Origin of the sequence: Algoriphagus sp. oki45, from assembly GCF_036245605.1 — a bacterium.
Taxonomy (GTDB): Bacteria; Bacteroidota; Bacteroidia; order Cytophagales; family Cyclobacteriaceae; genus Algoriphagus.
On record NZ_BTPC01000002.1, the window covers coordinates 484,020 to 498,057 of the forward strand.

10 protein-coding genes are annotated in these 14,038 nt (G+C 44.5%); 6 read left to right on the forward strand and 4 right to left on the reverse strand.

Features of this window, described 5'->3' with window-relative positions; genetic code table 11:
• Positions 1-9: 9 nt before the first annotated feature.
• Positions 10-1,236, forward strand: coding sequence for an FtsX-like permease family protein (locus AAA942_RS11580; protein WP_338220435.1), 1,227 nt, complete (start codon positions 10-12; stop codon positions 1,234-1,236).
• A gap of 1 nt (position 1,237) precedes the next feature.
• On the opposite strand, the gene AAA942_RS11585 is transcribed toward AAA942_RS11580, so the two are convergent.
• Together AAA942_RS11585 and AAA942_RS11590 are read right to left on the reverse strand one after the other, a co-directional pair.
• Positions 1,238-2,428 (reverse strand): tetratricopeptide repeat protein, encoded by a 1,191-nt coding sequence (locus AAA942_RS11585; protein ID WP_338220436.1) that lies wholly within the window; start codon positions 2,426-2,428, stop codon positions 1,238-1,240.
• 69 nt (positions 2,429-2,497) lie between these two features.
• Positions 2,498-5,971, reverse strand: a complete 3,474-nt coding sequence (locus tag AAA942_RS11590; protein WP_338220437.1) for a hypothetical protein — start codon at positions 5,969-5,971, stop codon at positions 2,498-2,500.
• Between the two features lie 330 nt (positions 5,972-6,301).
• Here AAA942_RS11590 and AAA942_RS11595 point away from each other — a divergent pair, with 330 nt between their 5' ends.
• The 3 genes from AAA942_RS11595 (at position 6,302) to AAA942_RS11605 (ending at position 9,965) form a co-directional block, all read left to right on the forward strand.
• Positions 6,302-6,895, forward strand: a complete 594-nt coding sequence (locus tag AAA942_RS11595) for a hypothetical protein (protein ID WP_338220438.1) — start codon at positions 6,302-6,304, stop codon at positions 6,893-6,895.
• Between the two features lie 74 nt (positions 6,896-6,969).
• Positions 6,970-8,118, forward strand: a complete 1,149-nt coding sequence (gene solA / locus AAA942_RS11600) for an N-methyl-L-tryptophan oxidase (protein ID WP_338220439.1) — start codon at positions 6,970-6,972, stop codon at positions 8,116-8,118.
• Between the two features lie 59 nt (positions 8,119-8,177).
• On the forward strand, positions 8,178-9,965 hold the full coding sequence (locus tag AAA942_RS11605) for an ABC transporter ATP-binding protein (protein ID WP_338220440.1): 1,788 nt from the start codon (positions 8,178-8,180) through the stop codon (positions 9,963-9,965).
• Here AAA942_RS11605 and AAA942_RS11610 read toward each other — a convergent pair.
• Positions 9,962-10,633 carry a methyltransferase domain-containing protein gene (locus tag AAA942_RS11610; RefSeq protein ID WP_338220441.1) on the reverse strand — a complete coding sequence of 224 codons (672 nt, stop codon included), beginning with the start codon at positions 10,631-10,633 and terminating at the stop codon, positions 9,962-9,964. The two genes, AAA942_RS11605 and AAA942_RS11610, sit on opposite strands and share 4 nt — an antisense overlap.
• A gap of 149 nt (positions 10,634-10,782) precedes the next feature.
• Between AAA942_RS11610 and AAA942_RS11615 the strand changes: the two genes are divergently transcribed.
• A complete protein-coding gene (locus AAA942_RS11615; RefSeq protein ID WP_338220442.1) occupies positions 10,783-12,153 on the forward strand; it encodes an exopolysaccharide biosynthesis polyprenyl glycosylphosphotransferase in 1,371 nt (456 codons plus the stop codon).
• The gene (locus AAA942_RS11620; RefSeq protein ID WP_338220443.1) at positions 12,137-13,075 is read left to right on the forward strand and encodes a class I SAM-dependent methyltransferase; all 939 of its coding nucleotides are present in this window, start codon (positions 12,137-12,139) and stop codon (positions 13,073-13,075) included. Before AAA942_RS11615 ends, AAA942_RS11620 begins: the two co-directional genes overlap by 17 nt.
• On the opposite strand, the gene AAA942_RS11625 is transcribed toward AAA942_RS11620, so the two are convergent.
• Positions 13,065-13,979 (reverse strand): universal stress protein, encoded by a 915-nt coding sequence (locus tag AAA942_RS11625; protein ID WP_338220444.1) that lies wholly within the window; start codon positions 13,977-13,979, stop codon positions 13,065-13,067. The genes AAA942_RS11620 and AAA942_RS11625 overlap by 11 nt on opposite strands.
• Between the last annotated feature and the right edge of the window lie 59 nt (positions 13,980-14,038).

Genomic DNA, 14,038 nt, shown 5'->3' on the forward strand with positions numbered 1-14,038 from the left:
CCAAGCACCTTGAACACCAGCAGCTTTATTGCTCTCCGGTACTTTCGCAGCAAAAAGAAGCGGAACTTTATCACTGTCCTATCCATCATTTCCATGATCGGGGTGGCTGTGGGAACGATTGCTTTGGTGGTAGTCATGTCGGTGTTCAATGGATTGGAGGATTTGATTCGGAGTCTTTTTGCCAGTTTTGATGCAGAGCTGAAAATCGAGCCTGCCCGGGGCAAAAGCTTTTTGGCAGAGGAAGATTGGTTGGAAAGCATTCAAAATCTGGAAGGAGTAGCAGTGCTAACCGAAGTGATCGAAGACAATGCCCTTGTCGAATACAATCAAAATCAGCTGGTAGCCAGACTGAAGGGAGTTTCCCCGAATTTCCTCGAGCAGGGAAGGTTTTCCAATGGCTACTTTTGGGGTGATACCACTTTGGGTACGGATCTTAGACCAGCCGCCATTTTGGGAAGAGGAGTCGGATTTTTTCTTTCTGTCAATCTGGAGGCTCCTAATTCGATTCTGAAAGTCTACTATCCCAAGGCGCCCCGCTCAGCCGCGAGTATTGACCCTTCCCAATTGTACAACTCTGCCGTATTGGATCCCAAGGCCTTTTTCAGTATTGAGCAGCGTTTTGATGACGAATATGTCATTGCGCCTTTGAATTTTGTCCGGGATTTGCTCAACTATGGGCAAAAGAGAACCTCCTTGGAGATCAAGGTGGCTGAGGGCTATTCCGTCGCCGCTGTTCAAAAAGCGCTTAAGCTCCATCTCGGACCTGATTTTTTGGTCAAGAATACCGATGAGCAGCATGCCACGCTGATCCGTACGGTTAAGCTCGAGAAGCTTTTTGTCTTTCTCACCCTTTCCTTTGTTTTAGCCATTGCTTCCTTTAATATTTTCTTTTCTCTGAGCATGCTTGCCATAGAGAAGAAAAAAGATATAGCGGTGCTTCAGGCTATGGGTGCCTCCGAGAAGCTGATTAAGCGAATTTTCCTCAAACAAGGAGCCTTGATAGCATTAAGCGGGGCTTTATTGGGGTTGGTTTTGGGAATAGGTCTGGTTTGGGCTCAGCAGGAGTTTGGCCTGGTTAGTTTGGGAATTTCATCTGCGGTGGTAGATGCCTATCCGGTGCGGATAGTGGGTACAGATTTGGTGTGGATAGGGCTTACGGTGATTGGCATTACCCTTTTGGCCTCCTGGAGACCGGCTATCTTGGCTTCGAGAGTAAGACCTGCCCAACAGCTCTAGCTTACTGACAGACTTTTTTGATGGCATCCAAAGCAGGCGCTAAGTCCCCATTTGCTGCAATCTTCCATTCCTGACAAGCTTCTTTCGTTTTTCCCAATCTGTGGAGGGCTATTCCTTTGTGGTAGTGGAGATTTGGGTCCTCAGGGTCTAGGCTGCTCGCAAGTGTAAAGTCTGCCAAGGCTTCCTCGGCCTTTCCATTTTGGTATCGTGCCTGACCTCGGGCAAGAAAGTAGCTTGGATTTTGAGGTTCTAGGGCGATGGCTGCCGAGTAGTCTTCCTCAGCCTGGTCGAATTTCTTCAGGTTTTTGTAGGTCCAGGCTCGATAGAAATAGGATTCAGGGTCTTCTGCATTCATTTTTATGGATTCTGAAAAATCCGATAATGCCCCTTCCATATCCTGATGGTTCATCCGGTAGAATCCCCGCTGCTTGTAGGTTTGGTAGTTTGCCGACCCGTTGGTGATCAGTTCGTTAAGCTCTTCGATGAGGACTGAATCCCCTCCGTTTTGGGTTGCGGCGAGACCTTGTCTGGCTATTTTGTGGTTGGGATCAAGGTCCAAGGCCTTTTGATAGGAATCGATGGCTGCCATATTTTCTCCAAGACGGGATAGAGCCCTTCCCTGCTCAGCATAGTAATCCGCCTTCCTGGGGTTTTCTTCTATTGCCAAATCGAGGTAGCTCAATGCCAATTCGTAGTTTTTGAGCTCGATGGCACAAAGCCCCATATGAAAATAAGCCAAATCAGGAGTAAAAGATTGGGCAGTAGTGACCTCAGACACTCCTTGATCTCCCGGGGCGATTTTGAACAAAATCCGGTTGGTCTCCCCGGTGGGATTTAGCAAAAAGTCCTCAAAATCATCAAGAGCTTCGTTATATTGCTTGAGCTGGTAGCGTACGCGTCCTCTGGCGAAATAGGCCTCTGCGTTTTCGGGCTCCAGAATCAAAAGACTGCTGTAGTCAGTCAGCGCCGCTTCCCAATTCCCACCATATTCTTCGGCCTGAGCCTTGAACCAAAAGGCTTGGGAATCATTGGGATTGGTCCTTAGCCATTCGGCAAAGGCTTTGGAGGCCTTTTCCCATTCTTCGTTTTCGAAGGCAAAAATGCCCACATCCAAAGGAGAGGGCTGCTGGGCGATAGCCTGAAATGAAAAAAAGGAACCAAGCAGAATCAGGATAGGAATTGCGGACTTCATTGAAGGAACTTTGCGACTAAACTAATTTTCCGGAGGTCATGGCCCTAGCGATTCATCAAATAATTCAGCTTAAGTTTTGGGTTTCCCCTTCAAAAGCCCTGAGATCCCTTGGTTGAACATGGAGTACAAAGTGCCCAAAATGCCCAATCCTCCGGTGAGATAGGCGTAAGCTTCATTGAAAAATGCACGGTCAAAGATTCCTACCATAGCAATACAGATCAAAACAAAACTGATGGCCGCGGTGCGGACCACCAATACATTTCCGTTTTTCTTTTCGTAGTCTTCGAAAAGCTGAATCTCCTCCTTGCTGGTGTTGGAAAGAATGAACTGCCTGAAAACTGGACTGAATAAGCGCCATTCCCTCCATCCTCCTTCCTGCTTGGATTCAGGGTTATCTTTGATGATGCCCTTTTGAGCTAAGTCCATCAGCGTGTTTTCCGCTGCAGGATTAAAGAAGCCTGCCTCGGCATAATAGAAGCAGACCAACTTCTCCTCTAGGCTCAATTCTGACCAAATATTTGCATAAAAAGCTTTTTTCAGCTTTACCTGGGTTAGACTCTCCTCCTCAGAATAAATGCCAAAGGAATAGGGGTCATGAATTTCCTCCACACCAAAATTGAAATCCGAGAAGGCTTCTGAGAAAATCGTCTTTTCACGGTCTGACTGCAAAGAAGCATAGAGCTGCTTCCACAAGGTGCCAGAGTAAATGGTGACTGAGCCTTCCATTTTCTTGATTTTCCCCAGGATTTTTGCCAATCCCATCAAGTCATCCAGGCAGTGGACATGAAGAAAAAGAAAAGATTCTTTGTTTCCGATTTCTTCCATTTTGGGTAAAGTCTCAAACTGGAGGTCAAACTTCTTTGTATGCGAATTGTAGACCGTATCTGAAATCTGATCTGTATTGATACAGCAGATGTAGTTGAAAGGGCCAGTATGTAGGGGTTTTTGGGAAAAATGTGGATTGAAATCGAAAAAAATGGAGTCTTGAATCCAGCGGATAGTGGTAAAAGTAAGAATCAGAAGTATTCCAAAGAAGAAAAAAGGGATCCAATTGCTGGTAAGGCGGAAAGGCTGACCTTCCCATGCTGCTTTCACCAGCCCTTGGTCGGGAGCGATGAAGTTTTGGATTTTGGGGTCAAAAGGATCAGTCAGGGCCACCATCATGCTTCGGCGTGCTTTTTCATAGATTTCAAATCCTCCTCCATGGTTGACGGGATTGGATCGAGATTGATTGTTCCAGATAATTTGCTCAAATTTTTGGGTTTTGGATTGAATGAGATATCCGGGAAAGAACCCGATCATGAAAAACCAGACCAACAGATACAAGGAGAGTTGATTTTGAGAACCGATTTTTTCGAATTTCAAAAAATCATATTTGATCGTTTTGAATCCAAGGATCGAGAAGACCAAGCCATAAATAGCAAGGATTCCCATGGCTCGGCCGCTTTCCGGGTTGATCCAATAGGAAAAAATCAAGAGGGTAATTCCCAGCAGGAAAATGGCAGTCATTTCTCTGGGAATGGCCTTTTTCCGGACATTTTCCAGCTTTGCCATGAGCAGGTTGGCAAAGGATATCTGTAGGGTAGAGAAGATAAGAAGGAAAAGTGTCTGGAGATGATTGAGATCATTGACTACAAGGATTCCCTGAATGACCAGAAATTGCCCAAAATAAAAAATCATCAGGAAAAACAGTTTTCCTTGCCGGTTTTTAGTGGGAACTAGCCAGTCAAAAAGGAAGGACTTAAACCCTTGCCGATTTTCATTTTTTCGGACTGCCTGCTGAAGTAGCAGTGTACCGAGCAGAAACAGAAAATAACCCAAAATGAAGAGGATGCCTTCCAGAGATGTAAGCGCGGAAAAGACATGGTAAAGGTTGGTGTTGACCATGAAAATGCTCCAAAGGGAGTGATCAAAGTTTTCATTTTCCACTCTGCTAAGCAAGGCAGTGTAATGGTGGCCATTCAGGTAAATGGGGCTTTCCAATTGTATAGTTTGGGAGATTTCCTGGTTGTTGAGCATCAGGCTCTGGATTTCCCTCCATTTATCCTGACTGACTGACTCCTCCAAATTGGAAATTGAGGATTCTACTTTTTCGGTTTTATACAAAAGGGAACCGTCATCTTTGACCAGTAAAATCCGAAAATCTTCTCGCAGTACTTCACTAAGCCCTGGGGTATAGGTGATCGCCTTGACCAAGCCATTATCAATTTGATGAGAAATCACTGACTCCAGGTCTCCGCTTCCCCGGCTGTAATGAGAGCTGATGAATCGGGAGGAATCTCCCCCAGTGTTGAAGTAATTCACATATGCCCGATCTTTGAGGTCGATAAAAGATAATCCTTCATCAAATTTTACCTGAAGTGCCGGAGTTTCGCTATTGCCTACGAAAAGTATATTCCGGACGAAGCCATTTTTGGAATCAATAAGGATATATTCATTCACTTGGTTGGGAGTCAGAGGGTTTTCTCCATTCCATTTTTCTAGAAGCGAGTCAAAGTGAGTGATTTTTTTGCCAAATTCCTGTACTGCTTGCTGTATTTCCCGATGAAGGGTATCAACCGGGACGATGCGGTTTTTAGTAAATGAAAGAGAAAAGCCGATCACCACTGCCAAAGCCATCAGGGATATACCCACTTGGATAATTCGGGATTGAGAGAGCTTGTCGCCTTTGCCCAGATTGACCAGGGTGAGGATAGGCAAGGAAGCAATGAGGACTACCAGAGTAAAAAGCAGGATACTGAGCAGATTATAATTAATTCTCAGTCCTACTTTTTGAAAATAGGCATCGTCATAAATCCCCACAAAATATAGCTGGAGAGGGTCGAGATTGATGCTTTGGCTATATGCCCGATAGACGCTCTGATTGTAATTGATATTTTGGATAGAAATTCCGGATTTGTAGCTGACCAAGGAGTCAGACTTGGAACCGGACTTAGGATCAAAAATCTGGGAGCCTTCTTCTTCTTTGGGATAGAGTATAGTTCCTTTGGCATCGGTAAGAAAAAATTGCTGAAAGGTGTAATCATTTTTCTCCAGCTTTCGGAAAAGCTCCCGGATAGGTACATCCAAATCGATAAGTAAGACATTCTGTCCATTTTCAGGATTTCCAGAGATAAAGCTTTTGGAGGTGACGGCCTTATTAAAGGTGGCTAAAAGCTCTTTCCGGATTTGAATGGGCCGATTCCGTATCCTTACGTTTGTTTTTTGAATTTCCAAAGTTTCTGCTGGCAAATTCGACTTTTCGACAAACCGAAGAGAAAGGATTTCAGGCTCAAAGCCCGACAAATAGGCCTGCACATCCCGGGCATTTTGACCCAAATCTCCTTCAAGCTCACCAAAGGCTTTTCTCAGAATGTAGGTGTCCACACGAACCAGATAGTCTGCCAAAGCTGCGGGAATATCCATACTCAGTGAGGCAATACTCCGGATATGTTGCTGCTCCAGTTCCTCCCTGTTGTTGGTGGATTGAACAAAAAGCAAAACTCCCAACACTGCGACCAAAGGCAGCAAAAAGAGCCAGATTTTAAAAGTTTTTAGTTTCATCTGATGATCGGGTTTTATATTAAATCCAGCTTAGAAAAAGCTTCAATAAGCTGTCCAATCTCCGGCAAACAGTACCTGCCCAAGCCCATCCTAAACTTCTGCTTCTATCCCTTCAATGGGCAATTGCTTGTGGAAAAGTCTAAGAAATTTACTATAAATCATTGGAAATCAATATTATTCTTGAAATGTTGTTTTTGCCATAAGAGAGAAAGCCAAGTTTTTGGGTGATTTTATTTCCCAAATGGGTTAAACTTGAAAAAAAATGCTTTTGGGTTCAAAAAGGCACGTTTATTGAAAACCGAATTGAAAACCACCTGAAAAAGTATCTGAATGAAGAAATTTGCACTGATTCTACCCCTTCTTTTTGGCGTTTTCTTTTGCACCCTTGCTCAAGAAGGAAGCGCCCCTGAAAATTCCCTCAACTCCGGCACCATCGAAAGTCAGTTTGAATACATCTATAGGGTTTCCAATAATTTCCAGGAATATGAAGTGGTAAAAAAGGCAAATCTGGAAAAGCTCAAATCCAATATCCTGGATTCGCTTAAAACCATGAGAGTGCAAGTTGGGGATTTGAAGAACGCCCAAATCGCCAAAGCTGACAGTATTCGGACTATCACCCAATCGCTCAATCAAGCTTTGGAAGAAAAGGAGGCTGCCATCGAAGCCAAGGAGAGCTTCTCTTTTTTAGGAATGAATATTCAAAAGACGGTTTATTCTTCCATGATGTGGACTTTAGTGACTGTGCTGGCCGGTTTTCTTGCCTTTTTCTCTTTGCAATATTTCCGCAGCTTCAGCAAGATCAAAAAAGCCAAAAAAGATCTGGAGGAGGTGCAGGAGGAGTTTGACCAGCATCGCAAAAATACCCTGGAGCGCGAACGAAAGCTCAAGAGAGAGCTTATCGATGCCCAGATGGGAAAAAGTTGACATACCGCCGGATTTGATTCCGGCTTTTTTTTGATTGTCTGGAGTGCCTACCTTGTAGAAAATTGATTCCCGGCATGGAAAAACAGGAAATCTATGATGTAGCAGTGATAGGACTTGGTGCAGTCGGAAGCTCGGCAATCTATCATCTCAGTCTCTCCAATAAGCGGGTTCTCGGATTGGATCGGTTTACTCCCCCTCATACCCTGGGCTCAAGTCATGGAGAGACTAGAATCACCCGATTGGCCGTGGGAGAAGGAGAGGATTATGTAGCTTTGGCCAAGCGCTCCCATGAGCTGTGGAGAGAATTGGAAGCTAAGAGCGGGGTCCGGATTTTTTCCCAGACTGGAGGAATTCTTATTGATTCGGGTGAAAAACCCTGGGCCAAGCATGGCTCGGAGGGCTTCTGGGATCGGACCGTTCGATTTGCCAGAAATAATCAGATCTCCCATTCTATCCCTGATCTTGGGGAGGTGAGAGATCGGTTTCCTGCCTTTCAGATTCCTGACTCAGGACGAGTGTATTGGGAAAAAGAAGCTGGCTACCTCAGACCAGAATTGGCAATTGAGACCCAACTTCGATTAGCCAAAGGACAAGGAGCTCACTTGGCTTTTAACTCTCCGGTTTTGGCGATAGAAAAAGAGGGCAATCATTTTAGCCTAAGAACTCCTGATCGAATCTTTTTTGCTGAAAAACTCCTTATTTCCTCTGGAGGCTGGATAAAGGACTTATTACCTGAAAAGTCAAAAATCCGGTTTAAAATCTGCCGTCAAGTCCTGCATTGGATTGAAATTGATCCAAGCTTCTCTTGGAAAGATTCTCCTGTATGGATGTGGGGTTTTGGTCCTGATTCGGAGGATTTTATCTATGGATTTCCTTCTTTGGATGGACATTCGGTCAAGATGGCCACCGAATCTTTTTTGGAAGTTGATCACCCGGATCTTATCCAAAGATCGGCCAGTCCTGAGGAGCAGAAAGAGTTTTGGGAGCAAAAGGTGGAAGGAAGAATTTCCGGTCTCAGGCCAAATTTTATCCAGTCTGAAGTGTGTTTTTATACAGTCACTGAGGATGCGCGGTTTGTGATTGAGCCTTGGAAGGGGGACTTGTCGGCACTTTTGGTTTCGGCCTGTTCGGGTCATGGTTTTAAGCATTCTGCGGCCATGGGGGAGTCACTGGCTCATCGTCTGCTTAAGGATTTGTCCAAAAGGAATGAGCTGGATCAGTGATTTTTTTGTCATTTCTGTTTGCAAAGCCCTACTTTTGCCCATTGATCACCAAATAAAAAATGGCAAAACAAAGAGGAACTGCTCTGGAGCCTGAGGAGAAGCGGAAGTTGAACAAGCAGAATCTAAGCAAGCTGGGAGGGATATTCAGGTTTTTGATGCCTTATCGATGGGCATTTTTTGGAGGATTGATTTTTTTGCTTTTTTCATCGCTTACACTTCTTACTTTTCCCTATGTAGCCGGCAAGCTGATTGATACAGCACAAGGCAGTGAGTGGATTGTCACGGATGTGAATTCCATCGCCTTTATATTGATAGCCATCCTGGCGGTGCAGAGTGTGTTTTCTTTTTTCCGGGTATGGCTTTTTGCCTTGGTGTCTGAGCGCTCAATGAGGGATATCCGACAGGCACTCTATTCCAGATTGGTGAGGCTTCCGATGACTTTCTTTGATCGCAGACGGACAGGAGAGCTGATCAGTAGGATTACGGCTGATGTAAGTCAGCTTCAGGATACCTTTTCCACGACTTTGGCAGAGCTGTTTCGTCAGGTAATTACCCTTGTGGCTGGTGTGGGCTTTCTCTTGGTCAATACCCCCAAACTGACACTCTTTATGTTGGGGACTTTTCCTGTATTGGTAGTGATAGCCATGGTTTTTGGGAGGTTTATCCGCAGGCTTTCCAAAAAGACACAGGATGAACTGGCCGGCGCCAATGTGATCGTGGAGGAGACCCTTCAGTCAATCAGTACGGTCAAGTCCTTTGTGGGTGAAGCCTATGAGTCTGAGCGATATGGCAAAGGACTCAATCGAGTGGTGAAAGTAGCTTTGACTACCGCCAAATACCGGGGAGCATTTATTTCCTTTATCATTTTTGCGCTTTTTGGAGGCATTGTTGGGGTGATGTGGTATGGAGCTAGCCTGGTTGCATCGGGAGAGATGAGTGTGGGAGAGCTGGTTTCCTTTGTGCTTTACACCACATTCATTGGTGGGTCAATCGCGGGACTGGGAGATATCTATTCCCAACTGCAGAAAGCTATCGGTAGCTCCGAGCGGGTATTGGAGATTCTAGGGGAAGAGGCCGAGGCAGAAGGAGGAAGCAAGGCCGTCCAATTCGAAGGTAAAATTGAATTTGATCAGGTGGGATTCAGATATCCTACACGCCCTGAGATTCAGGTATTGAAGTCCATCTCCTTTTTGGTAAATCCGGGTGAGAAAGTCGCACTTGCTGGACACTCTGGGGCGGGCAAGTCCACCATCATCCAGTTGCTACTTCGTTTTTATTCCTGCGAGGGTGGCGAGATTCGGGTCGATGATCGAAATGTGGAGGATTGGGATTTGAAAGCCTTGCGAAGCAAAGTCGGCATTGTCCTTCAGGAAGTTTTGCTCTTTGGAGGCTCAATTCGGGAAAATATCGCCTATGCCAAGCCGGATGCTTCAGAGGAGGAACTGATTGCTGCCGCCAAAAAAGCCAATGCCTGGCAGTTCATTTCCCAGTTTCCGGAAGGCTTGGATACCCTAGTCGGAGAGCGGGGAGTGAAGCTTTCGGGAGGGCAAAGACAGCGAGTGGCCATTGCCCGGGCGATTTTGAAAGATCCTGCCATTTTGATTTTGGATGAAGCTACTTCCTCTTTGGATGCAGAGTCTGAAGCTTTGGTCCAAGAGGCCTTAGATAAGCTGATGAAAGGTCGAACGACCATTATCATAGCGCATCGCTTGGCTACGATTAGACAAGTCGATCGAATCTACGTACTCAGTGAAGGCCGAATCGTGGAGCAAGGAAGCCATCAGGAATTGATTCAGGAAAAAGAAGGCTTTTATGCCAACTTAGTCCGGCTTCAGTTTGCCGATTAGCGGAGATTGTGAGCAGTCAATGATTTGGTCAATCCTCCTACTTTTTCTTTGAGGATTTTTCCACCCGGGAACAGTTCTCTCATTTCCTTCTCGTTTAGCAGCCTGATTTCCTTAATGTATTGCTCGGCTTGGCTTGGTTCCCATCTTTTCAGTCTGCTGATGGGGGTCTTCGTCAGCAAGAAGAAAAGCAGTCTGTTTGGTAGGTATTGGGCAAAAGGCACGGCATAGTGCGCCTCAATCGGAAAATATTTATTGGGAGTCTGTATGAAAAATTTTTTTCCTACCCGCTGAATTTCCTTGGCCATTTTTTCTTGGTTTTCGAAGGTGTACAAGTGTTCGATGACCGAGTTGGAAAAGACCAAGTCAAAGCTTCCATCCTCAAATTCCGGCATGTGTGTGGCGTCTCCAATGACAGATGAAATGTGAGGATGCTTGGGATTTTCTTGATGGAGGTTTAAAAGAGTAATAGAAAGGTTGGGAATTTGGGGAATCTGGCTGTGTTTCCAGAAATAGTCTGTCCCTCCCACATCGAGAATCCGAATTGGCTTTTCCAAGCGGAAGTTTCTGAAAAAAAGCTTTTCAAATTTTGCCAGTCTTTGCTTTCTGAATTTAGCGCCAAGTGATTTGGGATGGTCTGAGGAGGCAAAAAGATGTCGGATAAATTGCATGGCTAGCCGAAAGGCGTGAAGAATTGACAAATAATCCCAAAAGTAAGCATGCTTGATAATTTCTTTCTTAATTTTAGGTCGCAAAACCAAAAATGGCATAGAATTTTACTGGTTTTGCAAATAAGCCCAATTAGGAATCACCAATTTTTATGAAGAGAAGATTCGATATTTATTTTCCCTGGTTATTTACGCTGGCCGATTTTTTAGTAGTTCTTTTCACCCTATGGATTGCAGATTTTCTCCTGGAAAAGCTTGGCATCCTGAGTCAAATTGACTTTTTGGCATACCTGCCTTTGGCAGGAGCTTGGATGTTGATTTCGGTTTTGAGAAAAGACTACAAAATCGGCAGAACAGAAGAATACGACCATACACTAAAAAATCTGGGGGTTACCCTTTTCTGGTTTTTGGCAGTGATGGCGATTCTCTGGACTCCAATAGAATCAGAAGACGACAGATGGCTTCAGATTCTGGGTTTTGGAAGTTTGCTACTCCTTTTCATGGGTTCCTTCAGGGTAGGCATCCACATGGTTCTGAGAGTCTATCGGATTCAGGGTAAAAATTACCGAAATGCAATCATAGTAGGCAAGGGAGGTACCAGTCCAAGACTGGCAGATGTGTTTAAAATCAGAAAAGATTTTGGAATCAATTTTCTGGGGTATTTTGATGATTTGGCAGATTGTAATCAAACTAGGGGAGGGATTTCGACCTTCTTTGAGCAGGCTCCCCGGCTGGATTTGGATTTGATTTATATCCATGAACACTTAGAGCCTAGTTTGGTAAAGAAGGTAATCGACTTTGCTGATGAAAATTACATCAAGGTGAAGATGATCCCGGGTGGAAGCTTGCAGCTAGAGAAGAATCTCTCTTTCTCCAGATATGGAGACTTTTTTGTCATCAATGTCAATGATATCCCGCTCGACCATCCGATCAACAGTTTGGCTAAGCGTGCATTTGACCTGATGTTTGCCAGCTTGGTGACCCTATTTATACTCTCTTGGCTGATTCCGCTGGTTGGAATTCTGATCAAACTGGAATCCAGAGGGCCAATTTTTTTCATCCAGAAAAGAAATGGCGTGAACAATAGGGTATTCAACTGTCTGAAGTTTAGGTCCATGACGCCCAATGACTACGCAGACACTCAGCAAGCTACCAAAAATGACCCCAGAGTCACTCGAATCGGGGCTTTCCTCAGAAATACTTCTCTGGACGAAATGCCACAATTCCTCAATGTGCTCAGTGGAGATATGTCGATCGTAGGGCCAAGACCACATACGATTCCAATGAATGAGACCTTCAAAACCCAAATAGAACGTTACAATTCACGTCATAAAATCCGTCCGGGAATTACCGGTCTTGCTCAAGTAAGAGGATACCGGGGTGAGATCGAAAATTCCCATCAAATCCGCTCCCGAGTACGTCTGGATTACTTTTATATCAACAATTGGTCTTTCCTTTTGGACATGGAAATTATGGTCAAGACCGTTTATGAACTGATTTTCAACCGTGAAAACGCCTACTGATCAGAGCACAGCGGGTTGTAAATTTTGCGGTAGCCAGCATCAAAAAGAATTCATCGCCCAGGAGCGAATGTTTCGACTTCCTAGGTCTTTTGTTTATCAGGAATGCCTTTCCTGTGGCTCTCTGCAGATAAAAGAGCCACCGGCAGATTTGGATCAGTTTTACCCTGAGAAATATTATTCTTTTTCCAGTCTTCAAACTTCCCCTGTCTGGAAGAAAATCCTAAAAAAAATCAGGATCAACCTCTTTTTGAAAGCTGGATTTTTCGCTCCTTCCTATGGCTATTGGTTGGGTAAGGTCCATCGAAGCTTTGACCAGAAGATTGCTGATATTGGCTGTGGAAATGGTCAATTGCTTTATGAACTTCATGCTTCCGGCTATACCAATCTTTTGGGATTTGATCCTTTTATTCAAGAGGATAGAAATCCAGCAAAAGGAATTCTACTGTTTAAGAAAAGTTTTGAGCAGGCTGAGGGGAAATTTGACCTGATTATGATGCATCATTCCTTTGAGCATTTGGAGAATCCTGAGGAAATCCTGAAAGTCTGCCATGAGAAATTGAATGAGGGTGGTCAGCTGCTTATTCGATGTCCGGTGGCCGATGCTCAGGTTTGGAAGGAAAAGCGGGAATTTTGGGTTCAATTGGATGCGCCAAGGCATTTGATTATCCCTTCTGTTTCGGGTTTGGGCATTCTGGCCAAAGAAATCGGCTTTATTCTGGAGGAAGTGGAGTTTGACTCTGAAGCTTTTCAATTTTGGGGTACTGAGGCCTATGAACAGAACATGCCGTTGAATGCTGAGCAAATCCTTGCAGGGTATTCTTCCAAAGCAAAAAAAGAAATGAAACAAATAGCCCTCCGGTACAATCGGGAGGGCAAAGGGGATCAGGCTTGTTTTTATTTTTCTAAGCCTGCTAAATCTTAAATAGGGCATCAAAAAAGCCCATCGTTTCTCCCTTTTTCTTGAAGATCAACATAGGGAGATATTTGTTGTTGTGAATGACTTTTTCAGCTGTGCTACCCAGCAAAATTGCCGCAGAGGATGTACGTCCCCTTGAACCCAAAAGAATCAAGTCCGCATCTATTGACTTGGCAAATTCGGAGATCTGTGCCCCGATGTTTTTTCCATCATTCAAAATGATCTGGCATTCAGAATTCGGGTTCTGGTGTTTGGAAATGAATTTTCGGTAGTCATTTTTGGCATTCTCTTTCATGATTTCTGCAAATTCTTCAAAAGTTTTCCCGGTTTTGGAATATCCCACCGGTACATCAAATATGTGAAGAGGGATCAGTTCTGCTTCCAGGTCTTTGGCTATTCTTTCCCCAAACTCATAAATCATGTGATTGTGCGAAGAAAAGTCCGTCAGCAGGATGATTTTCTTTGGAAACTTTACCGGACGTTTTTCCTGTAGCAGCAAAATGGAACAAGGGGCCTTTTTTGCCACACCATCCGCCAAGACACCATTTCCGGCCAGCTCTTCCTTACGCCCCATGATGATAAGATCCACGTCCTTGAGTTTTGCCCAGCGAAGAAAGGTATCCAATGGGTGGCTTCCTTCTTCAACAAAAATTTCCGTTTCGACAGAAGTCGGGAAATTTAGCTCTTTTAGTTTCAGCGCTATCATGGCTTCTATCGACTCATCAGTAGGAGCAATCAGATCGGGATATTGATTGAGGATTTCCTGGGGGATTTCCAGATTTTTTGAGACGTGGATAAAGTAGCATTTTTCAATACCCAAGAATTCTACCAGGGCTCCAATTTTCTTAATCAGGATGTCATCCATTTCGGAAAGGTCGAGTCCGACCATGACCTTAGAAAAGTACTTCATAGTAATTTGGGTTAATTGCCTTAAGTTAAAAGATTGATTGGGGAAATTGAACAGTTTTT

What these genes read in the sequence shown, in the direction of transcription:
- AAA942_RS11585 (WP_338220436.1), bottom strand. Translation starts at nt 2,428, where the DNA reads ATGAAGTCCGCAATTCCTATCCTGATTCTGCTTGGTTCCTTTTTTTCA.
- AAA942_RS11590 (WP_338220437.1), bottom strand. Translation starts at nt 5,971, where the DNA reads ATGAAACTAAAAACTTTTAAAATCTGGCTCTTTTTGCTGCCTTTGGTC.
- AAA942_RS11595 (WP_338220438.1), top strand. Translation starts at nt 6,302, where the DNA reads ATGAAGAAATTTGCACTGATTCTACCCCTTCTTTTTGGCGTTTTCTTT.
- solA (WP_338220439.1), top strand. Translation starts at nt 6,970, where the DNA reads ATGGAAAAACAGGAAATCTATGATGTAGCAGTGATAGGACTTGGTGCA.
- AAA942_RS11605 (WP_338220440.1), top strand. Translation starts at nt 8,178, where the DNA reads ATGGCAAAACAAAGAGGAACTGCTCTGGAGCCTGAGGAGAAGCGGAAG.
- AAA942_RS11610 (WP_338220441.1), bottom strand. Translation starts at nt 10,633, where the DNA reads ATGCAATTTATCCGACATCTTTTTGCCTCCTCAGACCATCCCAAATCA.
- AAA942_RS11615 (WP_338220442.1), top strand. Translation starts at nt 10,783, where the DNA reads ATGAAGAGAAGATTCGATATTTATTTTCCCTGGTTATTTACGCTGGCC.
- AAA942_RS11625 (WP_338220444.1), bottom strand. Translation starts at nt 13,979, where the DNA reads ATGAAGTACTTTTCTAAGGTCATGGTCGGACTCGACCTTTCCGAAATG.